The organism is Cellulosimicrobium sp. SL-1 (genome assembly GCF_011033075.1).
GTDB classification, from domain to species: Bacteria; Actinomycetota; Actinomycetes; order Actinomycetales; family Cellulomonadaceae; genus Cellulosimicrobium; species Cellulosimicrobium funkei.
On the sequence record NZ_JAACJC010000003.1, the window covers coordinates 259,422 to 280,908 of the forward strand.

Annotated in this window: 19 protein-coding genes and 3 tRNA genes; 10 read left to right on the top strand and 12 right to left on the bottom strand. The window is 73.2% G+C overall.

What is annotated here, in order from left to right; genetic code table 11:
• Positions 1-15: 15 nt before the first annotated feature.
• The 4 genes from galE to GWJ10_RS05990 form a co-directional block, all read right to left on the bottom strand.
• Positions 16-1,023, bottom strand: a complete 1,008-nt coding sequence (gene galE, locus GWJ10_RS05975) for a UDP-glucose 4-epimerase GalE (RefSeq protein ID WP_076403532.1) — start codon at positions 1,021-1,023, stop codon at positions 16-18.
• A gap of 88 nt (positions 1,024-1,111) precedes the next feature.
• Positions 1,112-2,038, bottom strand: a complete 927-nt coding sequence (locus GWJ10_RS05980; RefSeq protein WP_163186115.1) for a cation diffusion facilitator family transporter — start codon at positions 2,036-2,038, stop codon at positions 1,112-1,114.
• Between the two features lie 92 nt (positions 2,039-2,130).
• Positions 2,131-2,448, bottom strand: coding sequence for a metalloregulator ArsR/SmtB family transcription factor (locus GWJ10_RS05985; RefSeq protein ID WP_021481595.1), 318 nt, complete (start codon positions 2,446-2,448; stop codon positions 2,131-2,133).
• A gap of 40 nt (positions 2,449-2,488) precedes the next feature.
• Positions 2,489-2,833, bottom strand: coding sequence for a metallopeptidase family protein (locus tag GWJ10_RS05990; protein WP_074805895.1), 345 nt, complete (start codon positions 2,831-2,833; stop codon positions 2,489-2,491).
• Positions 2,834-2,923: 90 nt separating this feature from the next.
• Between GWJ10_RS05990 and GWJ10_RS05995 the strand changes: the two genes are divergently transcribed.
• The 5 genes from GWJ10_RS05995 to GWJ10_RS06015 all read left to right on the top strand — a co-directional run bounded on the left by GWJ10_RS05995 (position 2,924) and on the right by GWJ10_RS06015 (position 4,258).
• Positions 2,924-2,996: transfer RNA gene (locus GWJ10_RS05995), tRNA-Glu, on the top strand.
• Between the two features lie 163 nt (positions 2,997-3,159).
• Positions 3,160-3,233 (top strand) — tRNA-Asp (locus GWJ10_RS06000).
• A 50-nt stretch (positions 3,234-3,283) separates the two neighbouring features.
• Positions 3,284-3,356, top strand: a tRNA-Phe gene (locus tag GWJ10_RS06005).
• Between the two features lie 174 nt (positions 3,357-3,530).
• Positions 3,531-3,953, top strand: coding sequence for a phage holin family protein (locus GWJ10_RS06010; RefSeq protein WP_021481597.1), 423 nt, complete (start codon positions 3,531-3,533; stop codon positions 3,951-3,953).
• Positions 3,950-4,258: a DUF3618 domain-containing protein gene (locus GWJ10_RS06015; protein WP_021481598.1), complete on the top strand. Its 309-nt coding sequence runs from the start codon at positions 3,950-3,952 to the stop codon at positions 4,256-4,258. The genes GWJ10_RS06010 and GWJ10_RS06015 overlap by 4 nt, the downstream gene beginning before the upstream one ends.
• A gap of 279 nt (positions 4,259-4,537) precedes the next feature.
• On the opposite strand, the gene GWJ10_RS06020 is transcribed toward GWJ10_RS06015, so the two are convergent.
• Positions 4,538-4,750, bottom strand: coding sequence for a BldC family transcriptional regulator (locus GWJ10_RS06020; protein WP_021482113.1), 213 nt, complete (start codon positions 4,748-4,750; stop codon positions 4,538-4,540).
• Between the two features lie 409 nt (positions 4,751-5,159).
• Here GWJ10_RS06020 and GWJ10_RS06025 point away from each other — a divergent pair, with 409 nt between their 5' ends.
• Entirely contained in the window at positions 5,160-5,366 is a 207-nt protein-coding gene (locus GWJ10_RS06025; protein ID WP_021482112.1) for a DUF3073 domain-containing protein, read from the top strand.
• Positions 5,367-5,580: 214 nt separating this feature from the next.
• Here GWJ10_RS06025 and purM read toward each other — a convergent pair whose 3' ends face one another.
• The 3 genes from purM to GWJ10_RS06040 form a co-directional block, all read right to left on the bottom strand.
• Positions 5,581-6,714 carry a phosphoribosylformylglycinamidine cyclo-ligase gene (gene purM / locus GWJ10_RS06030; RefSeq protein ID WP_163186118.1) on the bottom strand — a complete coding sequence of 378 codons (1,134 nt, stop codon included), beginning with the start codon at positions 6,712-6,714 and terminating at the stop codon, positions 5,581-5,583.
• 57 nt (positions 6,715-6,771) lie between these two features.
• Entirely contained in the window at positions 6,772-8,319 is a 1,548-nt protein-coding gene (gene purF / locus GWJ10_RS06035; RefSeq protein ID WP_031315107.1) for an amidophosphoribosyltransferase, read from the bottom strand.
• Between the two features lie 78 nt (positions 8,320-8,397).
• The gene (locus GWJ10_RS06040; RefSeq protein ID WP_061268314.1) at positions 8,398-9,507 is read right to left on the bottom strand and encodes a hypothetical protein; all 1,110 of its coding nucleotides are present in this window, start codon (positions 9,505-9,507) and stop codon (positions 8,398-8,400) included.
• Positions 9,508-9,800: 293 nt separating this feature from the next.
• On the opposite strand from GWJ10_RS06040, the gene GWJ10_RS06045 reads away from it, so the two are divergent.
• Genes GWJ10_RS06045 through GWJ10_RS06060 form a run of 4 tightly spaced genes read left to right on the top strand, consistent with a single transcriptional unit; the run spans position 9,801 to position 13,700 of the window.
• Positions 9,801-10,859 (top strand): sulfate ABC transporter substrate-binding protein, encoded by a 1,059-nt coding sequence (locus GWJ10_RS06045; RefSeq protein WP_034653459.1) that lies wholly within the window; start codon positions 9,801-9,803, stop codon positions 10,857-10,859.
• A gap of 3 nt (positions 10,860-10,862) precedes the next feature.
• Entirely contained in the window at positions 10,863-11,753 is an 891-nt protein-coding gene (gene cysT / locus GWJ10_RS06050; RefSeq protein WP_061268316.1) for a sulfate ABC transporter permease subunit CysT, read from the top strand.
• Positions 11,746-12,639, top strand: a complete 894-nt coding sequence (locus tag GWJ10_RS06055; protein WP_163186121.1) for a sulfate ABC transporter permease subunit — start codon at positions 11,746-11,748, stop codon at positions 12,637-12,639. Before cysT ends, GWJ10_RS06055 begins: the two co-directional genes overlap by 8 nt.
• The gene (locus tag GWJ10_RS06060) at positions 12,636-13,700 is read left to right on the top strand and encodes a sulfate ABC transporter ATP-binding protein (RefSeq protein ID WP_076403537.1); all 1,065 of its coding nucleotides are present in this window, start codon (positions 12,636-12,638) and stop codon (positions 13,698-13,700) included. The genes GWJ10_RS06055 and GWJ10_RS06060 overlap by 4 nt, the downstream gene beginning before the upstream one ends.
• A 4-nt stretch (positions 13,701-13,704) precedes the next feature.
• Here the strand turns inward: GWJ10_RS06060 and GWJ10_RS06065 are convergent, their stop codons facing one another.
• The 4 genes from GWJ10_RS06065 to GWJ10_RS06080 form a co-directional block, all read right to left on the bottom strand.
• A complete protein-coding gene (locus GWJ10_RS06065) occupies positions 13,705-14,181 on the bottom strand; it encodes a hypothetical protein (protein ID WP_163186124.1) in 477 nt (158 codons plus the stop codon).
• A 143-nt stretch (positions 14,182-14,324) separates the two neighbouring features.
• Complete coding sequence (locus tag GWJ10_RS06070; protein WP_346773825.1) at positions 14,325-19,085, bottom strand: ExeM/NucH family extracellular endonuclease; 4,761 nt, start codon at positions 19,083-19,085, stop codon at positions 14,325-14,327.
• 319 nt (positions 19,086-19,404) lie between these two features.
• On the bottom strand, positions 19,405-19,776 hold the full coding sequence (locus GWJ10_RS06075) for a sterol carrier family protein (protein WP_043656540.1): 372 nt from the start codon (positions 19,774-19,776) through the stop codon (positions 19,405-19,407).
• A 30-nt stretch (positions 19,777-19,806) separates the two neighbouring features.
• Entirely contained in the window at positions 19,807-21,369 is a 1,563-nt protein-coding gene (locus GWJ10_RS06080; protein ID WP_346773826.1) for an RNB domain-containing ribonuclease, read from the bottom strand.
• Between the last annotated feature and the right edge of the window lie 118 nt (positions 21,370-21,487).

Genomic DNA, 21,487 nt, shown 5'->3' on the forward strand with positions numbered 1-21,487 from the left:
ACGGGACGCCGGATTTCACACCTCGGAGGCGGCCTCGCGCGTCGTGTCGATGCGGCGGGGCCCGGCCTGCCAGGCCTCCCACGCCGACGCGATGATCTCCGGCAGGCCGTTCGTGGCGCGCCAGCCGAAGAGCTCGTTGATGCGGCGGGGGTTCCCGACGAGCTGCGGCGGGTCGCCCGCGCGACGCGGCAGGACCTCCGGCGTGACGTCGAGCCCGCTGACGCGCCCGATCTCGTCGATCACCTCGCGCACCGAGGAGCCCTCGCCCGTGCCGACGTTGAAGACGTCGAACGGACGCTCGTCCACACCCAGGTACTCGAGCGCGGCGAGGTGGGCCTGCGCGAGGTCGAGGACGTGGATGTAGTCCCGGATGCACGTACCGTCCGGCGTGGGGTAGTCGTCCCCGAAGATCTTGGGCCGCTCGCCGCGCTCGAGGCGGTCGAGGACCATGGGCACGAGGTTGAGCACGGCGGGGTCGCCCAGGTCCGGCCAGCCCGCACCGGCGACGTTGAAGTAGCGCAGGGCGACGAACCGCAGCCCCCACGCGCGGCCCGCGGCCCGGCCCAGCCACTCCCCCACGAGCTTCGTCTCGCCGTAGGGGTTGATCGGCTCGGCGTGCAGCTTCTCCTCGACCAGGGACACCGACGGCATGCCGTACGTCGCCGCGGACGACGAGAAGACGAGACGGTCGACGCCGGCCGCCTGCATCGCGGTGACGAGGTTCGTGAAGCCCCCGACGTTCTGCTGGTAGTACCAGGCCGGCTTCTCGACCGACTCCCCCACCTGCTTGCGCGCCGCGAAGTGGACGACCGCGCGCACGTCGTGCTCGGTCATGGCGCGCGTGAGCACGTCCACGGCCTCGGGCGACGCGACGTCGACCTCGACCAGCACCGCGTCACCGACCCGGTCCGCGCGGCCCGTGCTCAGGTCGTCGACCACCACCACCTTCTCGCCGCGCTCCTGCAGGAGGCGCACCACGTGCGCGCCGATGTACCCGGCTCCGCCGGTCACGAGGATCGTCATGGCACCACCCTAGTGGGCGCGCCCCGCACGGCGACGGGTCGTCCCCAGGGCGTCCGCTCGCGCACCGCTGGGAGGCCCGACGGCGTCCTCAGGCGTGGCCGTGCGCCTCGCGGTCGCGCAGGGCGGCCGTCTCGAGCTGGAAGGTCGAGTGCTCGACGGAGACCGGGAAGTGGTGGGCGACGCACGTGCGCACGCGCTCGACGATCTCCAGCGCGTGACCGTCCCGGAAGCACGCGTCGTCCACGACGACGTGCGCCGAGATCGTCGGGAGCCCTGTCGCGACCGTGGAGGCGTGCAGGTCGTGGACGTCCTCGACGTGGTCGAGCGAGAGGATGTGCCGCCGGACGTCGTCGAGGTCCAGGCCCTCGGGCGTGAACTCCATGAGGACCGCCGTCGCCTCGCGCAGGAGGCGGAACGCGCGCGGCACGATGAGGACGGCGATGAGCAGGCCGGCGATGGCGTCAGCCCGCTGGTAGCCCGTCGTGGCGATCACGACGGCGGCCACGATGACCCCGACGGAGCCCAGCGCGTCGTTGACCACCTCGAGGAACGCGGCGCGCAGGTTGAGGTTCGCGCGTCGCCCCGACGCGAGGACCGCGATGGCGACGAGGTTCCCCACGAGACCGACGATCCCGAACACGAGCAGCTCGGAGGAGGGCACCTCGGGCGGCTCGATCAGGCGCCGGACGCCCTCGACGGCGGCGTACGCGCCGACGGCGAGGAGCAGCGCCGCCTGCGCGAGCGCCGCGAGCACCTCGACACGGCGGAAGCCCCACGTGCGGTGCTTGGTCGCCGGGCGCAGCGCGAGCGACGCCGCGACCAGCGCGACGGCCAGCCCGACCGCGTCGGTGAGCATGTGCGCCGTGTCCGTCAGGAGCGCCAGGCTCCCCGTGAGCACCGCGCCGACGGCCTGGGCCGCGAGGATCGTCGCGGTGATGCCGAACGCGACGGCGAGCCGCCTGCGGTGGTCGGGCGCGTCGAGGCCACCTGCGCCGTGGTCGTGACCCGCTCCCATCGATCCTCCATTCATCGGTAGATACCGATGATATCGATGAACACCGATGTTTTCTAGGCGGGGCGCGCCGTGACACGCGTCACGAGCAGGGGTCAGGGAGCGAGGGCGACGTGCTCCGCGTCGGCGAGGAGGTGCGCGACCTCCGGGCGCACGAGGCGGTACCAGGACGACCGGCCCTCCCGCCGCACCGCGACGACCCCGACCTCGCGCAGCGTGGTGAGGTGCTCCGAGACGGTCGACTGGGCCAGCCCGAGCTCACGCGTGAGGTCGACGACCCGGCGCTCCGAGCCCGTGAGCAGGTGCACGATCGCGAGGCGGCGCGGCTCGGCGAGCGCGTGGAGCAGGCGCGCGACCGCCTCGTGGTCGTGCGCGCCGTCGTGCCGGGGGTCGCTCGCGGCGCTCGTCGTCACCCGCCGATCCTAGCGATCGGCGACCCCGGACCGCCCGGGCTCAGCCCCAGCCGAGCTCGTGCAGCCGGTCGTCGTCGATGCCGAAGTGGTGCGCGATCTCGTGGACGACGGTCACCGCCACCTCCTCGACCACGTCCTCGCGCGTCTCGCAGATGGCGAGCGTCGGGTTGCGGAAGATCGTGATGCGGTCGGGCAGCGCGCCCGCCGCCCACATGTGGTCCCGCTCCGTGAGCGGGACCCCCTCGTAGAGCCCGAGCAGCTCAGGGTCGTCGTCGGGCGCGTCGTCCTCGACGAGCACCACGACGTTGTCCATCTGCGCCGCCAGGTCCTCGGGCACGAGGTCCAGCCCGTCGCGCACGGCGTCCTCGAACTCGGCCCGCGTCATCTCCACCACCCGCCCATCCTCCCCCGCGCGGGCGGCGGATCCGACGAGGAGCCCCGGGCGGTGCCGCTGTACACTGGCCGACGTTCCTGAGCCCCCATCGTCTAGCGGCCTAGGACCCCGCCCTTTCACGGCGGTAGCACGGGTTCGAATCCCGTTGGGGGTACGCGAGATCGCGTCGGGACCGGTGGTCACCGGCGGATTTACGGATCGGCTCACCGGTACGGTACGATCCTCTCGGTTCGAATGCGGGCCACCACACCACCAGGATCACTGGTGAAAATCACCGGGTTCCCTGGTGCTAAGGTGTGTCTCGCGAAGAACAGCAAGGCCCTGTAGCGCAGTTGGTTAGCGCGCCGCCCTGTCACGGCGGAGGTCGCGGGTTCAAGTCCCGTCAGGGTCGCGTGAGGCGAAGAGCCCGGTCGGCATCGGCCGGCCGGGCTCTTCCCCCATGGCTCTGTAGCTCAGTTGGTAGAGCGTTCGACTGAAAATCGAAAGGTCACCGGATCGACGCCGGTCGGAGCCACCGAGAGACCCCCGCCCGGGATTCCGGACGGGGGTCTTCTGCGTCCCGAGCCGGCGCGGCGTCCCTCGCGCGACCCTCCTCGTCCCCGGGGCACCGCGAGCACCCCCGGGGAAGTTGCGCGCCGACCCCGGTGCCGGTTGAGTGGTGGGGGATCACCTGCGGAAAGGCTGAGAGATGAGCGACTGGATCGACGGGCGCATCCCGCCCGAGGAGCAGAAGCCGACGGTCGGACAGCTCGTGGAGCGCCTGTCCGAGCAGGCGACCCGGCTCGTCCGCTCGGAGATCGCCCTCGCGAAGGCCGAGCTCACGACGAAGGCGAAGCACGCCGGCATCGGCATCGGCCTGCTCGTCGTCGGCGGCGTGCTCGTGCTGTACGGCCTGGGCTTCCTGCTGCACTCCGCCATGGAGGGCCTCGCGACCGCCATGCCGCTGTGGCTCGCGGCGCTGATCGTCGGCGGCGTCCTCGTGCTGGTCGCCGGTACGCTCGCGTTCGTCGGCGTCAAGCAGCTCCAGCGGGGCGTGCCGCCGACGCCGACCGGTGCGGTCGAGAGCATCAAGGAAGACGTCGCGACCATCAAGGAAGGACTGCGCCCGTGAGCGGAACCGGCGAGACCCCCGACCCCCAGCTCTCCCCGTCCCAGCTCGAGGACGAGATCGCGCGCACCCGCAAGGAGCTCGCGGGGACGATCGACGAGCTCACGACGCGGCTCGACCCGCGCGTCCAGGCCAAGGCCGCCGCGCAGCAGGCGAAGCAGGCGGCGAGCGACACCGGGGCGTTCCTCTCCGGCAACGGGCTGCCCGAGGAGGACCCGGACCGGTCCCGCAACGTCAAGCTGCTGCTGGGCGCCGCCGTGGTCGGCGTCGCGCTGGTGGCCGCGGCGATCCTCCGCCGCCGCTCGTAGCGACCCCGTCGACGAACGCCGTCGATCCCGCGCCGGTGCTCCACCGGACGCGGGGTCGGCGGCGTTCCGGCGTGCGGGAGGGTTCGACGACGCGCGGGGCGTCCGGCACGCGGGGAGGGTTCGGGGACGCGGGCCATCCGGCGTGCGGGAGCGTCGCACGCGCGCAGGGCTGGGTGGCAAGGCCGGCGCCGACCGAGAACGTGCGTCGTGCCGGCGTCCGTTCGGGTGCGCGCCGCCACGTCGGCGTGCCGTGGGCCGTGGGCCGGGCGCGACCCCGGGTCAGGACTTGTCGGTACCGTCCGCGGGCTCGCTCGCGGCGCCGAGCAGGGCCCGGACCTCGGACTCGCGGTAGCGCCGGTGGCCACCGAGGGTGCGGATCGACGACAGCTTGCCCGCCTTCGCCCAGCGGGTGACCGTCTTGGGGTCGACGCGGAAAAGGCTGGCGACCTCGGCGGGCGTGAGCAGAACTTCGGACTCCCCGTGCATGGACATCACGACACCTCCTCCTGGTACGCGCTGGTCCGGCAGATACCCCGGATCACGACGACAGCACGACGCCAGTACCTTCCATTGTCGCAGCATGCGGATTTCGGGCGACTTGACGGACGGGTGAATTAGGCGCTCTATGGTCGGATCGGCCGGATAGGCGCTCCTGCGGCATACGAGAGCGTTGCCGCAGGTGGTCCGCAGGGGCCCTCCGCACCGCCCGACCCGGTCCGGGCGGGGCCGCGCGGTGGAGACTGTGTGACGGTAGGCACGTCCACGGCTCGGCCAGGGTCTCTGAGTGGATGGAATAGGCCCTGAGCATGTACCGTTGGACCCTGAACAGACGAAACTACACCCCGGGGCCGCACGTCTGAGTACGTTGCCGCCCCGCTTCTACGTTGAGGGGGTCGGAGCCATGGGCCGCGGCCGTCAGAAGGCAAAGCAGACCAAGGTCGCTCGCGCGCTGAAGTACTACAGCCCCGAGACGAACTACAGTGCGCTCGAGCAGGAGCTCACGGGTCACAGCCGTACGGATGTCGTGACGGACTCGCGCTTCGGCGCCGAGCCGGACGACCTCGAGCGCTACGACCAGCGCTACAACGACTGGTCCGACGACCGCTGACGGTCGTCCGCGACACCCCCTCCGCCGTCTCGCACGGACGCACCTGACCTCGACGGCGCCGCCGCCTGCCCGCAGGCGGTGGCGCCGTCGTCGTGCGTCCGCGGCGGATCACCCCACCGCGACATCCTTGACGGATCGACCCGTCACGCCCGCGGGAAAGCAGCCCTGGCCGGGCCGACGCCACGGTCCGCGCGCCGACCCGACCGGGCGGTGATCAGGAGCGGTAGTCCCCGACGAGCCGCACCGCGCCCGCCTGGACGCCCTTGGTGCCGGCGACCAGGTCGCCGTCGGCGAGGTCACGGGCCGCGTCCGGGTCGAACGCCTCGACCGTGCCGAGCACCCACGCGGGCACGCCGAGCGCGGCGCACCGCGCCAGGGCGGCGTCGACGCCGTCCGCGCTCACGACCGCGACCATCCCGACGCCGAGGTTGAGGGTGTTCTCGAGGTCGCCGCGCGGCACCCCGCCCAGCTCGCGCACGAGGCGGAAGACGGGCGGGACGTCCCAGCTCCCCCGGTCCACGACCCCGACGAGCCCGGCCGGGAGGACACGCGCGAGGTTCGCGGCCAGGCCGCCGCCCGTGACGTGCGTGAACGCGTGGACCTGAGCCGCGTCGTCGGCGGCCAGGGCGAGGCAGTCGCTCGCGTAGACGCGCGTGGGGGTGAGCAGCTCCTCGCCGACGGTGCGGCCGAGCTCGTCCACGTGCCGCTCGAGGCCCCAGCCCGCGTGCTTCAGCACGGCGCGCACGAGCGAGTAGCCGTTCGAGTGAAGGCCCGACGACGCCATGGCGACGAGCACGTCGCCCTCGCGCACGCGCTCCGGGCCGAGCAGCGCGTCCGCCTCGACGACGCCCGTGGCCGCGCCCGCGACGTCGTACTCGTCCTCGCCGAGGAGGCCCGGGTGCTCGGCCGTCTCGCCGCCGACGAGCGCGGTGCCGGCGACCTCGCAGGCGGCGGCGATGCCCCGCACGATGCCCGCGATGCGCTCGGGCACGACCTTGCCGCACGCGATGTAGTCGGTCATGAACAGCGGCTTGGCGCCCACCACCACGATGTCGTCGACGACCATGCCGACGAGGTCGAAGCCGATCGTGTCGTGCACGTCGAGCGCCTGGGCGATCGCGACCTTGGTGCCGACGCCGTCGGTCGACGTCGCGAGCAGCGGACGGCGGTACGTCGCGACCTCGGAGAAGTCGTACAGGCCGGCGAATCCGCCGACGCCACCGAGGACCTGCGGCCCGTGGGTACGGCGCACGGCGTCCTTCATGAGCTCGACGGCCTTGTCACCGGCCTCGGTGTCGACCCCCGCGGCGGCGTAGGTGAGGCCCGTGCGGGGCGAGTCGGCAGTCATGGTGTCGGCTCCAAAGGTGTCTCGCGGCGCGCGCGCCGGTGGTGCGGAGGGTGCGGGTCAGGGGTGCTGGAGGGCGCCGGCGCCGCCGGCGGTCACCGAGAGGCTGCGCAGCCCGTCCTCGGGCGCCCCGAGCGGGAGCTCGGCCTGCTCGAGGAGGTGCTTGCCGAGCTGGTCGTCCGGCGGCAGCTCGATGGGGTACTTGCCGGTGAAGCACGCCGTGCAGAGCTGGGACGACGGCTGCTCGGTCGCCGAGATCATGCCCTCGGTCGAGATGTAGCCGAGGCTGTCGGCACCGAGCGACTGGCCGATCTCGTGCGGCGAGAGGCCGTTCGCGATGAGCTCGGCGCGCGACGCGAAGTCGATGCCGTAGAAGCACGGCCACTTCACGGGCGGCGAGCTGATGCGCACGTGCACCTCCGCCGCGCCGGCCTCGCGCAGCATGCGCACGAGCGCGCGCTGCGTGTTGCCGCGCACGATCGAGTCGTCGACGACGACGAGCCGCTTGCCGCGGATCACGTCGCGCAGCGGGTTGAGCTTGAGCCGGATGCCGAGCTGGCGCAGCGTGTCCGACGGCTGGATGAACGTGCGGCCCACGTAGGCGTTCTTCGTGAGCCCCTGGCCGAACGGGATGCCCGACTCGGCGGCGTAGCCGACCGCGGCGGGCGTGCCGGACTCGGGGACCGGGATGACGAGATCCGCCTCGACGGGGTGCTCGCGGGCGAGCTGGCGGCCCATCTCGACGCGCGCCGCGTGCACCGAGCGGCCGTTGATGCTCGTGTCCGGGCGGGCCAGGTAGACGTACTCGAAGACGCAGCCCGCGCGCTCGATGGGCGCGAAGCGCTGCGAGCGCAGGCCCTCCGCGTCGATCGCGATGAGCTCGCCGGGCTCGACCTCGCGCACGAAGGACGCGCCCACGATGTCCAGAGCCGGCGTCTCGCTCGCGACGACCCAGCCGCGCTCGAGGCGGCCGAGCACGAGCGGGCGCACGCCCTGCGGGTCGCGCGCGGCGTACAGCGTGCGCTCGTCCATGAAGACGAGCGAGAACGCGCCGCGCAAGCGCGGGAGCACCTCGAGCGCCGTCGCCTCCAGCGTGTGGTCGGCGTCGCCCGCGAGGAGCGCGGTGACGAGCGCGGTGTCCGTCGTGTTGCCGCGCGCGAGCTCGCCGCGGCGCTGGCTCCCGTAGCGCTCGGCCACGAGGTTGACGAGCTCGGCGGAGTTCGTGAGGTTGCCGTTGTGCCCGAGGGCCACGGTCCCGGACGCGGTGGCGCCGAGCGTCGGCTGCGCGTTCTCCCACGTCACGCCGCCCGTGGTCGAGTACCGGCAGTGCCCGACGGCGATGTGCCCCGTCAGGGCGTTGAGGGCCGTCTCGTCGAAGACCTGGGAGACGAGGCCCATGTCCTTGTAGACGAGGATCTGCTCGCCGTTGCTCGTCGCGATGCCCGCCGACTCCTGGCCGCGGTGCTGCAGCGCGTAGAGCCCGAAGTAGGCGAGCTTGGCGACCTCCTCGCCGGGCGCCCAGACACCGAAGACGCCACAGGCGTCCTGGGGGCCTTTCTCGCCGGGCATGAGGTCGTGGTTGAGAAGTCCATCTCCGCGGGGGGCCACGTACCTCAGTGTCCCACAGCGTGCGCGTCGGGACCGAAGCGCGCGATCATGCGGACGGCGCACGTCTCGACGGGGCCGTCATCGGCGCGATACAGCGACGGACGCAGTCCGCGTGCGCTCCTCCCAGTCGTCGAGACGCGCCGCCGGCGCGGACAACCACGCGCCAGGTCGGCTCAACGACCGCATCCACCCGCGCCCAAAAGCTCCACACGCGGCGACGCCCAGGAGCCCGACGAGCAGAAGGACGGCGATCACGAACACTGAGGCCGCCGTCCCCCGCTCGCCAGCGATCCGCGCGAGGTAACCGACTGCTGCGGTCAGCACCGAGACCGTCGTGAGGATCGCTAGAGACGCGGGCACCACGACACCGGGTAGCGATTGCCACATCGCAGCGATCCACACGAGCGCTACGAGGGTGAGGACACCTACCGCCACGATCCGGCCCCAGACGGAGAGGGGAGGGACATCGAGGACGTCGCTCGACGAGACAGCGACGATGCACAGCACAACCCAGGTGATCACGAAGACCAGGCCCGCCAACGCTGCACTCCGCAGAGGGAACGAGCGCGCAGCGCGACGGCGCAGAAGCGTGCGACGCCTGTCGTCAGCCCGGAGCTGGTCCCGCACCTGATCCGTCACCTCGATGACCGAGCCCAGCCGCACGGCTTCGTTCGCCAGCCACACCACGAGGAGCCAGGCGACCGTGCTCAGCACCTGCCACGGTCCCTCGCGGTCGGTCATGGTGTCGAGCGCGACCACCGCCGCTAGGCCGGTGAACCCTAGCGTGACCACGTACTGCACCGTCGCGACGCGTTCCAGGCGGAACGCTCGCGCTTGAAGTGCGAGATCCGGAGTCTCGGACGCCCGCGCCTCGTCAGCGATCGCGTCCCCGCGGGCCGCAGAGGACTCCAGTGAGAACGCGACAGCGATGGCTACCGTCGAGATGATGCCCAACAGGACAGCGTGCGCGGCCGGCCCCGTCGCGAAATACCCGCCGACGCCGGAACCGACCATCGCCAACGGGTCCACGTCAGACCTCGGCCCACCCGGCAAGAGCGAGCCGACACCCAGCGCGAACACGATCCCCGTTGCGGCGAGCGCAACCCGGGCGTAATCACGGAGCCGAGGCCCCGACTCCCGCACTTCTCTCCCTTGACACGCGGCGCAGAGCGCGATGCAGAGCCCCATTCGGCTCCGCACCTCTCTCGAACGATCGTGCGATCCGCAGCGTGCGCAGACTCCTGCCCCCATGAACCGTGACCGTACTCAGGCGCACCGACACTGATCGTCTGGCTGCGTGGCTCAGCAGCACCGTTCACGGTGGCGTTACGTCGTCCCACCTGTCGGTCGGGGGTTTCGCTGCGTGGGAACACCGCGCTTGAATCTCGACTTACCCGACCGTGGGGGTCCAGTATGGCCGCCGCGCCGGGCCCGTTCCACCACCGCTCCCGCTCCCCGGGACCCCGACGAAGGACGACACCATGCGACGCCTCCGGACGACGATCACCCTCGCGGCTGCCGCGGCAGCCACCGCCCTGGTCCTCACCGCCTGCGCGCCGACCGCCGTCGACGGGTCGGGCGGGGGCGACGCGAGCGGCGACGGTGGCTCCGACGTCGAGCCCACGACGCTCTCGCTCGTCGGCTTCGCCGTGCCGAAGGCGGGCAACGACGCGGCGCAGGAGCTGTGGGGCGAGACCGAGGACGGCCAGGGCGTGACCTGGGAGACGTCGTACGGCGCGTCCGGCGACCAGAGCCGCGCGGTCGCCGACGGGCTCGAGGCCGACTACGTGCACTTCTCGCTCGAGGGCGACGTGACGCGCCTCGTCGACGCGGGCCTCGTCGCCGAGGACTGGAACGCGGGCGAGAACCAGGGCATCGTCAGCCAGTCCGTCGTCGTCCTCGTGGTCCGCGAGGGCAACCCGAAGAACATCCAGAGCTGGGAGGACATCGTCCAGCCCGGGGTCGAGATCGTCACCCCGAACCCCGGCTCGTCGGGCTCGGCCCGCTGGAACATCCTCGCCGGGTGGGGCAGCGTCATCGCGAACGGCGGCTCGGAGGAGGACGCGACCGAGTACCTGCGGAAGTTCTTCACCAACGCCGTCGCCCTCCCCGGCAGCGGCCGCGACGCGACCACCGCCTTCACGTCCGGCACCGGCGACGTCCTGCTGTCCTACGAGAACGAGGCGATCCTCGCGCGGCAGAACGGCGAGACGTTCGACTACGTGGTCCCCGACCAGACGCTCCTCATCGAGAACCCCGCCGCGGTGACGGTCGACGCCGACCCCAAGGCGCAGAGCTACCTCGACTTCGTCCTCACGCCCGAGGGCCAGGAGGCGTTCGCGCACGTGGGCTTCCGCCCCCTGACCGGGGACGTCGACTTCGAGGTCGAGGGCGCCAACGACCCGAGCGACCCGTTCCCCACCGTCCCGACGCTCCTCACCATCGCCGACGACTTCGGCGGCTGGTCGGCCACGAACGACAAGTTCTTCGGCGACGAGGGCCTCGTGACCAAGATCCAGGCCGAGACCGGGAAGCAGTGACCCGTGTCCTCGACCCTCGCTGAACGACCGGGCCGGGCGGCGCGCGAGCGCCGCCCGGCCTCGGCCGCGCCTCCCGGCCGCACGCGCCGTCGGGCGCCCAACGGCCCCTACCGGCTCACGGCGACCTCCGGCCTCGGGCTCGGCGTCGCGCTCGTGTGGTTCTCGGCCCTCGCCCTCGTCCCGCTGATCGCGGTGCTCGTCGAGACGTCCGTCGGCGGCTGGCCGGCCTTCGTCGCCGCTGTGACGCAGCCGCAGACCGCCGCGGCGCTGACACTCACGGTCACGCAGGCGCTCGCCGTGACTGCCGTCAACGTCGTCATGGGCACGCTCATCGCGTGGGTCCTCGTGCGCGACCGGTTCCCCGGCAAGCGGCTCCTCGAGGTGCTCATCGACATCCCGTTCGCGCTCCCCACGATCGTCGCCGGCCTCGTGCTGCTCGCGCTGTACGGGCCGTCGGGGCCGCTGGGGGTCGACGTCGCGAACACGCGCGCCGCCGTCTTCCTCGCGTTCCTCTTCGTCACGCTGCCCTTCGTGGTGCGCAGCGTGCAGCCCGTGCTCGCCGAGCTCGACCGGGACGTCGAGGAGGCCGCCGCGTCGCTCGGCGCGACACGGGCCACGACCTTCCGCCGCGTCGTCCTCCCGGCCCTCGCGCCCGCGATCACCGCGGGCGCCGCGCTGTCGTTCGCGCGCGCGATCAGCGAGTACGGCGCGCTCGTGCTGCTCTCCGGGAACCTGCCCATGCGCACCGAAGTGGGCTCCGTGCGCATCCTCAGCTACCTGGAGAACGGCCAGCCGGAGCAGGCGGCGGCCGTCGCGTCGGTGCTCCTCCTCGTCTCGCTGCTCGTCATCGCGACGATCCAGCTCCTCCAGCGCAGGGTGGCCCGCCGTGGATAGCTCCCCCTGGGTGCGCCGCACGCTGCGCGCCGTCGTGGTCGTGTACCTCGTGCTGCTCGTGGGGTGGCCGGTCTCGCTCGTCGTGCGCGGCGCGTTCGCGGACGGGCTCGAGACGTTCCAGCGGGCCCTCGCCGACCCGTCCGTCGTCTTCGCGCTCCAGCTCACCGCCGCCGTCGCGGTGCAGGTCGTGCTGATCAACACCGTGTTCGGCGTCGGCATCTCGATGCTCATCGTCCGGTACGACTTCCCGGGCAAGGCGCTCCTCAACGCCCTGCTCGACCTCCCGCTGTCCGTCTCGCCGATCGTCGTCGGGCTCTCGCTCGTCCTCGTGTACGGGAAGAACGGCTGGTTCGGCGGCGCTCTCGAGGACGCCGGGCTCCAGGTGATCTTCGCGCCGCCGGGCATCGTCCTCGCCACCGCGTTCGTGTGCCTCCCGCTCGTCATCCGCGAGGTCGTGCCGGTCCTCACGGAGCTCGGCACCGACGAGGAGCTCGCCGCGACGAGCCTCGGGGCGAGCCGCCTCCAGACGTTCCGGCGCATCACCCTGCCGGCGATCCGGTGGGCCGTCGTCTACGGCGTCGTGCTCACGCTCGCGCGCGCCCTCGGCGAGTTCGGCGCGGTCAAGGTCGTCTCCGGCAACTTCGAGGGCCGCACGCAGACGTCCACGCTGCTCGTCGAGCAGCGGTACCAGGACTTCGAGCAGGGCACCGCCTACGCCGTCGCGTTCCTCCTCGCGTCGGTGTCCGTCGCGTGCATCGTCGCCGTGACGTTCCTGCGCTCCGACGACGACGCCGGTCCCCGCACCCGCCGCTCCCCCCGCATCGCCAGGTCCCCCCGCACCGTCAGGTCCACCCGCACCGCCGCCCCCACGGAGGCCGACGCATGAGCATCGAGATCCGCAACGTCCGCAAGACCTTCGGCGACTTCGTCGCGCTCGACGACGTCTCCGTCTCGGTGCCGACCGGCCGCCTCACGGCGCTGCTCGGCCCGAGCGGCGGAGGCAAGTCCACGCTGCTGCGCGTCGTCGCCGGGCTCGAGGTGCCGGACTCCGGCCAGGTCGAGATCGAGGGCCGTGACGCCACGAACCTGCCCGCGCGCCGCCGCAACGTGGGCTTCGTCTTCCAGCACTACGCGGCCTTCAAGCACCTGAGCGTCGCGCGGAACGTCGCGTTCGGGCTCGAGATCCGCCGCACGCCGAAGGCCGAGATCGCCGAGCGCGTCGACGAGCTGCTACGGCTCGTGCACCTCGAGAGCTTCGCCCACCGGCTGCCGTCGCAGCTCTCCGGCGGGCAGCGCCAGCGCATGGCGCTCGCCCGCGCGCTCGCGATCCGCCCGAGCGTCCTCCTGCTCGACGAGCCGTTCGGCGCGCTCGACGCGAAGGTCCGCAAGGAGCTGCGCGACTGGCTGCGCCGCCTGCACGACGAGATCCCCGTGACCACCGTGTTCGTCACGCACGACCAGGAGGAGGCGCTCGAGGTCGCGGACGAGATCGTCGTCGTCAACGAGGGCCGCATCGAGCAGGTCGGCACCCCCGACGACCTCTACGACCGCCCCGCGAACGACTTCGTCATGGGATTCCTCGGGCCGGTGACCCGCCTCGGCGGGGTCCTCGTCCGCCCGCACGACGTCCACGTCGAGGTCCTGCCCGACGGCGGGGCGGGCCTCGACCCGTCGGCGCACCTGCACCGGGGCGTCGCGATCGGGGACACGGCGGACGCGGCGGGCGTGACCGGCGTCGTCACGCGCACGACGCGCGTGGGGTTCGAGGTGCGCGCGGAGGTGACCGCGGGCGACGAGGTGGTGTCCGTCGTCGTGACCCGCGCGGAAGCGCGGACGCTGGGCCTGGCGCCCGGCGTGGCGGTGCGGCTCTCCCCCGCCGCCGGCGCCCCGACCGGTACGGCGTCCGAGCCGGCGGACCGGCGCGTGGCCGAGCCGCTCGTCGGCTGAGCGGTCAGCGGCGCCCGCGCAGGCTGCGGCGGTCGGCGACGACGGCCCACACGCCCGCGACCGCGGCGCCGAGCGCCGCGCACGTCACGAGGATGACGGTGAAGTAGACGCCGGGCTTGAAGACCGGCGCCGCGGCGGGCGACTGGAGCCACGCACCACCGATGCCCAGGCCGAGGACCGTGCCCAGGAGGATGCCGACCGTGAAGAACGCACGGTAGCGGGGGGCGCGGCGGACCGTCGCCGGGTCGACCACGGACTCGATCTCGACCTCCTCGCCACCGGCGGAGGCGGCGTCGTCGGATGCCGCGCCGGGCGTCTCGTCCGCCCTCGTCCCCGGCCCGGCGGCCTCGGGCTCAGCGCCCCCGGGCTCGGCGGCCTCGGACCCGGCCTCGGGGCGCGCGGCGTCGGGCACGACGGCGTCGGGCGCAGCGGACGGGTCTGGGGTCGTGCCCTCGGGCACGCGGGACTGCTCGGAGCTCACGAGCACGACCCTACCCGCGCTTCCTGGGACTCCCCGCAGAGCCCTCGCCCCGGACGCACCGCGACCCGGGCCCGTCGGACGGGACCCGGGTCGCGGGACGTGGCGTCGCCTCCTCGGCGGTGCCGCACGGCGTCAGGCAGGCGTCAGCCGCAGGTCTGACCCTCGAAGGGGATCTCGTACTCCTGCGTCACGCCGTCGAGCGTCGCGGTCACGGTGACCGTCCCGCCCTCGATCGACGTGGCCCGGGTGTTGAACGACTGGTAGGCGTTCTTGCCCGGCTGGAGGTTCGGGAACCGCTTGGAACCGTAGGGCGTCTGGAGGACGACCTCGACCGGCGCGTCCTCGCCGTTGGTGGCGCGGACCGCGAGGTGGACGAACTTGCCCGTGCAGCGCGCGGTGGCCTCGAGATTCACGAGCTCCACCGTCGGGGCGGCGGCCTCGACCGTGACGGGGATGCGCGCCGTCGTGCCGCTCGGCGACGCGACGACCCACAGGTCGTACTCGCCCGCCGCGGCGTCGGCCGGGACCGTCGCCGTCAGGGTCGCCGCCCCGCCCGTCACCGTGGCGGTGCCCGCCGCGGTGCCCGGGTTCGCCGGGTCGAACGTGGCGTCCGCGGCGACGAGGTACCCGTCCACCGACGTGTTCGTCGGCGACCCGAGCGACGTGAGGTTCAGGCCCGAGAGCCCCACGCTCACGTCGGAGCCCGCCGTCACGGTGCCGGGCAGCTCGTCGACGACCACGCGCGAGCGGTCGAAAGACGGCGACACCGGCGAGCTCTGCTGCAGGTACGCGATCCACGCGTCCCGGTCGACCAGACCGGAGTCGCGCGGGTCGGTGCCGTCCGTGAACACGCGGAAGTTGTCGCCCCCGGTGGCCAGGAACGAGAACGTCGCGACGCGGTACTCCCCGGCGGGGTCGATCGGCTCGCCGTCGATCGTCACGGACGAGACGTTGCTCCCCGGCGCCGCGTTCGGGTCGGCGGTGCTCGCCGTCCACGACACGTTGTCCGAGAGGCCCAGGGCGAGGTACGGGCGCGACGGACGGTTGCCGTTCGCGTCCGTCTGCCACTGCTGCTCGAGCATCTCGACGACCTGCTCGCCCGTGAGGGTCACGGTCCACAGGTTGTTGACGAACGGCAGCACCGCGTTGGCCTCGGCGTAGGTGATGACGCCGTCACCGTCGTGGAACAGCTCGCTGCGCAGCCCGCCGGGGTTGACGACACCGATGTCCGCGCCGCCGCGCGCCGGGTCGGAGAGCGTCGCGAGGAGCGAGTCGGCGACGAGGTTGCCGAGCGTCGACTCCGAGGCGCGGTCGTCACGCCCGGAGGTCGGGTTCGGGCCGGAGCCCACGTACGTCCCGCCGGGACCGGTGTACGAGCCGCCCGCGAACGCGGTCGTGATGTCCGCGGTGACCTCGCCGATCGGGGTCGCGCCGATGATCTCGGCCTGCTGGAGCGCCGCGTCGACGATCGTCTTGACCTCCGCGACGCGCGGGTACGTCGCGACCAGGGTCGCGTCCTCCGCCTTCGTGCGGGCCACGTTCTGCGCCGTGTACGCCGTGACCTCGTGGGTCGCGGTGTCCACGGTGAGCGACACGTGCCCGATGAACTCGCCGTAGTTGCCGGTCTGGACGATCGGGCGGGTCTTGCCCGGGACGCCCGGGACGGGCGCGTCCCACGCGTACTGCTTGTGGGTGTGGCCCGTGAAGATCGCCGCGACGCGCGCGTCGGTCCCGTCGACGATGTCCGCGAAGGCGCCGCCCGCGGCGACCTCCTCCTCGAGCGTCGCACCGTCGGGCGTGCCCGCGGACGCGCCCTCGTGGACGAGGCCCACGACGACGTCCGCCTCGCCGTTCGCCGGGTCGCCGTCCTGGAGCTGGGCGGTGACGCGGTTGAGCGCCTCGACGGGGTCGCCGAACTCGACGTCGGCGATGCCCGACGGCGTGACCAGCGTCGGGGTCTCCTCCGTCACGACGCCGACGAAGCCGACGTCGAGGCCGTCGATGTCGACGACCTGGTACTCCGGCAGCGCCGGGTTCGTCGTGCCCTTGTCGTAGACGTTCGCGCCCAGGTAGGCCCAGTCGGCCTCGTCGGTGACACGACCCGTGAGGTCGTCCATGCCCTGGTCGAACTCGTGGTTGCCCACCGCGGACGCCGCGAGGTCGAGCGCGTTCAGCACGTCGATCGTCGGCTGGTCCTCCTGGAGCGCCGACGCGAACAGCGAGGCGCCGATGTTGTCGCCCGCCGAGACGAAGGCCGTCCCGTCGGGGTTCGCCGCGCGCAGCTGCTCGATCGTGCCCGCGAACTTCACCGTGTTGGCGTCGATGCGACCGTGGAAGTCGTTGATCGCCAGCAGGTCCAGCTGCGTGGTGCCGGGCTCGGCGGCGCCGAGCTGGAGGCCCACGAGGACGGGGTCGTGGTCGGACGACCGGAACGGCGTCGTGTCGTAGAGGATCGACGCGTTGTAGTTGTACCGGCTGTACTCGTTGGCGATCGGCTCGACCGAGTTGATGTTCCACACGTCGGTGCCGGTGACGGCGTCCGCCGCGGCCGGCGACGCGAACACGTGGTCGAGCGACCCGACGTACCCGTCGAACAGGTAGGTGTGCTCGCCCGTCGACGCACCGAGGTCGGTGTAGCCGGCGTCCTTGAGCACCTGCAGCGGGTCCTCCTGCTCGTAGGAGTTGAAGTCGCCCGCGAGCAGGACCTTGTCCGTCCCGGCGTCGGCCGCGACGTCCTCGGCGAAGGCGACGAGCGCCGTCGCCTGGCCCACGCGCGCCTTGTTGTACGCGCCCTGGCCGTCGCCGGTGTCCTTCTGGTCGGCGGGCGCGGAGTCGCTGCCGCCCTTCGACTTGAGGTGGTTCGCGACGACGAGCACGTCGTCGCTCGCCGCGTCGTCACCCTCGGTGATCCCGCCCGCGGGCTGGAAGACCTGGGCGAGGGGCTCGCGCGCGTTCGAGAACGCCGGGTCGTCGAGCAGGATCACGGAGTCGCCGACCGGCTCGGCCTCGGCCACCTGGTAGATGTACGCGAGGCGGATGACGTCCTCGTCCGTCGGCACGGCGGCCGGGGACGGGACGAACGCCCACTCCTCCGCGCCCGCGGCCGCGTTGAGCGCGTCCACGAGGTCCGACAGCGCCTGGTCGCGGTCCTTGCCGAACGGCTCGGAGTTCTCGATCTCCATGAGCGCGACGACGTCCGCGTCGAGGGCGTCGATCGCCGCGACGATCTTCGTCTGCTGCCGCTCGAAGTTCGCGGCGTCCGCCGCGCCGCGCGCGTCGCAGCCCGTGCGGACCGTGATCGGGTTCCCGGCGCGGTCCGTGTAGAACTGGCAGCCCGCGACCTGGTCGCCGGTGGTCGTGAAGTAGTTGAGCACGTTGAACGTCGCGACGGAGAGGTCGCCCCCGACCTCGGCCGGCGCGTCCTCCCGCGTGTTCTCGAACGTGACCGGCTGCACCGTGGCGGCGTTGCCGCCGTCGCCCGCGGTGAGCTGCGTGCGCGGCTGGAACGTCCAGGCGTCGAACCGGTAGTCGAGGATGACCGGCGTCGTGAACGACACGGCCGCACCCACGCGCGCCGGTGCCCCGCCCGTGAGGTACGGGAGCGGGACGCCCTTGTTCGCCGTGTTGTTGAAGTTCGTCGTGGCGCCGTCGTCGAGCACCACGGCCCGCGCGGCACGGTCCGCGACGGCGGCCGCCGCCTCCGCGCTGCCCGGCCGACCGGCCGACGTCGGCTGGACGAACGGGTCCGTCCCCGCCGCGAGCACGAACGACCCGTAGTAGTTCGTGTCGTAGTTGTCCGCGACGACGTAGTCGCCCGCCGGCTGCACGAGCATGCCCTCGAGGACCTCGCGCTCGGCGTCGGTCGCCGGGAACGCGACGTTCGCGGGCTTGACGTCCTGCGCCGCCTCGTCGAGGACGGTCCAGCCTCCCGCCGCGGGCGTGATCTGGGTCAGCGTGAAGTACTCGGACACCGCGCCCGTCACCTCGACGTGGTCGCCGACCGCCACCGCGGCCGCGCCCGCCTTCGAGTAGACGAAGATCGCGTCCGACGCCGTGTGCGACGCGTCGAGGTCGCCGCCGGTGCCCTCCGTCTGCAGGTAGAAGCCGTCGTAGCCGCCCGTGGGGTAGGTCGCGGTGACGACGCCGCGCGTGGTGACCGTCTGCCCGACGAGCGGGCTCGCCGCCCCCGTGCCCTGGATCTCCGCGATCGGGACGACCTCGCCCGGCTCGGGGCCCGGGCCGCCGCCGTCGTCACCGCTGTTCTGCGGCGTGACGGTGCTGGAGAGCGTGAGGTCCTTGCTGTTGTCGTCCGAGTCGGCGTACCCGGTCCGGTTGATCGACGCGGGCACGTTGTTGGCCGACGGCGCGGGGCCCACGGCCGTCTCGAACGTGTTCGAGGTGCCGTACCCGATGAGGTCGACGACGTTCGCGGCGCCCGCGGCGTTCCCCGCCGGCAGCGTCACCGGGGAGGTCGACCGCACGAGCGCGAGGGTGCCCGTCGTGCCCGACGGGTTGAGACCGCCCGTCGCGTCGGGCGTGGGCAGCGCGGCGCCGTTCGAGCCGTTCGACCCGCCCTGCACCAGGTAGTAGCCCCCGGGGGCGACCGAGCCGGTCAGCGCGGTCACGCCCGTGAAGGCGCCCGTGCTCGTCGCGGAGCGGTACTGCAGCGACATCCCGGAGAGGTCGATCGCCGCTTGCGTGGGGTTGTACAGCTCGACGAACTTGTGGGTGTACGGGGCGTTGGCGCTGCCGCCGCTCAGGTAGGCCTCGTTGATGACGAGGCCCGACCCGTCGGGCGCCGCGCTCGCGGCGGTGGCCGCCGCGACGGAGAGCGGCACGGCGAGGGCCACGGTCAACGTGCCCGCCACCACCCTCCGTCGCCGCAGGTGCTGGTGGTCGGTCACGCTGACTCCTTCATCTCGTGCGGACGGCCGGGCAGCAGCTCGCGCGTTCCCGTGGGTCGGGGACGTCCCTCGGACGGGGCGACGCCCTGCCTCCGCGGACATCGCACCCCACCTGGATGAACGTGCGGTTGCTGCCGTGTCACCGTCACGAGAACGCCAGCGCACGTCGTCGTGCCGCGAGCGCCCGCGCGGACGGCGGCCGGTCATCCTGGGACGCTAGTCCCCCGTCCGGCGCTCCGCCAGACCGGCCCCCAGAACGTTACCCACCGGTAACACGCTCACCGCCCGCGAGCGGATGCCGAGGCCCCCGCCTGAGTGGTCAGCGCGGCCGGGCCGCCTGGAGCGGGAGCAGGAAGGAGATGTCGGAGCGCTCGCCCGACGCACGGACGCGCCCGTCCGCGACGGCGTCGGCCCAGGCGACGGCCCCCGTCACGAGGCCCAGCCACGTCTGCGGGTCCGTCTCGACGACGTTCGGCGGCGTCCCGCGCGTGTGCCGCGGGCCCTCGACCGCCTGGACGGCCCCCGCGGGCGGTACGCGCACCTCGACCGTGTGCCCGGGCGCGACGTCGGCGAGCTCCTCGAGCGTGAACCGCACGGCCGTCGTCACGGCACGGCGGTCGGTGGGGTCGTCGCGCCACGTCGCCAGGGCGAGGCGGCCGGCGGCGGGGTCGGTACGGCGTCGGGCAGGCACGAGGACCAGCCTAGGCCGCGCAGCCCGGCGTCAGCCGACGGTGAACCGGACACGGCGCCCGGGCACCGACGCCTCGCGCAGCGTGGCGCGCACCGGGTCGCCGAGCGGGAGGTCCGCCCCCTCGACGGGGGCGCGCACCGCGGGGTCGGCGAGGACCACCTGGCCGCGCCGTGCCCCGCCCGCCTCGTCGGCGTCCTCGCGCTCGAGACGACGGGCGCGCTCGCGGTCGTCCTCGACGTCGACCACGACGCCGTCGAACTCCTCGCCCTCGCGGCCGGTGAGCAGCGCGGCCTCGACGACGTCGACGATCGCGCGCTCGTACCCGCTCGCGCGCTGGCCCGTGCGGGCCATGGTGCGCGGGAGACCGGGCAGGGCGTCGAGCACCCACCGCGGCACGTCCTCCCCCGTGCACAGCGCGAGGCACACCTCGGTGCCGTAGCGGTCCACGAGCCGGCGCAGGGGCGCGGTGACGTGCGCGTACTCCGCGCCGATCGCGGCGTGCGCCGCGTCGTCGGGCACGCCGGGCTCCTGGCCCGTGCCGCCGAACGCCTCGTACGACGCGCCCCGGAACAGCGACGTCGCCTCGTTGAGGAACGCGGCGTGGCGCGGGACGCGCGAGTCGAGCGTCGGGACGAGCTCGGCGTACGGCGTCTCGCGCGGCCAGTCGATGCCGAGCGCGCGGGCCGTGCGGCGCAGGCGCGCGAGGTCGCGCGGGTCGGCCTCCGGCAGCGCGCGGAAGACGCCGACGCCCCCCGCGCGCATGATCCGCGCCGCCGCGATGCCCGTGAGCAGCGACACCTGCGCGTTCCAGGCCTCCACCGGGAGGGTCGAGCGGAACTCGAGGCCGAACGAGCCGTCGTCGCGCGTGACGATCTCCTGCTCCGGGACCTCGAGCGACACGCCGCCGCGCTCGCGCTCGCGCGCGAGCCGCAGCTCGCCCACCTCGCGGAGCAGCAGGAGGGGGTCGCCGGTGTCGTCCCCGGCGGGACGAGCGTCGATCCGGGCCTGCGCCTCGTCGTAGGTGAGGCGCTGCGTCGAGCGCACGACGGCGCGCCGCACCCTCGCGTCGAGGATCTCGCCGCGGGCGTCGAGCACGACGCGCCAGGCCGCGGCCGGGCGGTCCTCGCCCGGCAGGAGGCTCGCCGCGCCCTCGGACAGCACGGCCGGGTGCAGCGGGGTGCGGCCGTCGGGCGCGTAGAGGGTCGTGCCGCGCTCGTGGACCTCGGCGTCGATCGCGCCGCCCGGCACGACGAACGCGCCGACGTCGGCGATCGCGTAGCGCACGACGAACGCGGCGCCCGCCGGGTCGCCCGGCGCTCCCCCGGCCCGCTCGAGGTGCAGCGCCTGGTCGAGGTCCATCGAGCCCGGCGGGTCGATCGTGACGAACGGGACGTCGCGCAGGTCGACGCGCCCCGGACCGGGCACCGCGCGGTCCTCGCGCACGACCTCCTCGGCCTCGGCGAGCACCCCGTCCGGGAAGCTCTCCGGTACCTCCATCTCGCGGCGCAGCGCCGCGAGCGCGTCGGTGACCAGCGCGGCGGTGCTCGGGGCGGAGGGCTCGGGTCGCGCGAGGCGCAGGTGACGGGCGGGCACGAGCCCGACCCTACCCACCCGTCGCCGGGGACGTCCTGCGTGGCAGGACGAACGACGACGGACGGGGCGAGCGCGCGGGCCAGGGCGTCCGACTGACCTGGCCCGCGCGACGCGCACG